Here is a 521-nt window from a genome sequence, read left to right on the forward strand (position 1 = left end):
GTCAAATTCGGTCTTATCCCCGAACTTATCGGGCGGCTGCCTGTTTCAGCCGCGCTTCAAGAATTGACAAAAAATGACTTAAAACGCATTCTTACCGAGCCGAAGAACGCGATTACCCGGCAATTCCAAACTTCGTTTCGGATAGACGACGTTGACCTGCAATTTACGGGCGACGCGATCGAGGCGATTGCCGATATTGCGATAAAGCATAAAACCGGCGCGCGCGGGCTTCGCGCCATTGTAGAAAAAATGCTACTGGATATCATGTTTGAAATGCCGTCACTCAAAGGGCACCGGAGTTTGGTGATAACCGGCGGCATTATCGCAAAATCGCCGCAGCTTGATATAGCTTTGCTGACCGAGCAAAAATCGGCATAACGGCAAAACCAGCGCGGCGTTAAACCCTGCCGCGCATTTATTATCTCTTGCTTAACAATTCTTTTGCCATTTGTTTTACTTGTCCCGCCTTAAGACCAAGTTTGTTTGTGTTAAGCCTTGAATCCCCATCCATAGTGAGTATT

The 521-nt window shown here is 47.8% G+C and carries 1 protein-coding gene; it reads left to right on the forward strand.

From position 1 onward, the window contains the following. A partial coding sequence (locus AWU74_RS07840; protein ID WP_498067493.1) for a ClpB D2-like domain containing protein occupies positions 1-378 on the forward strand: 378 nt, incomplete at its 5' end. Positions 379-521: the final 143 nt, after the last annotated feature.

This window comes from Treponema endosymbiont of Eucomonympha sp. (assembly GCF_001028545.1).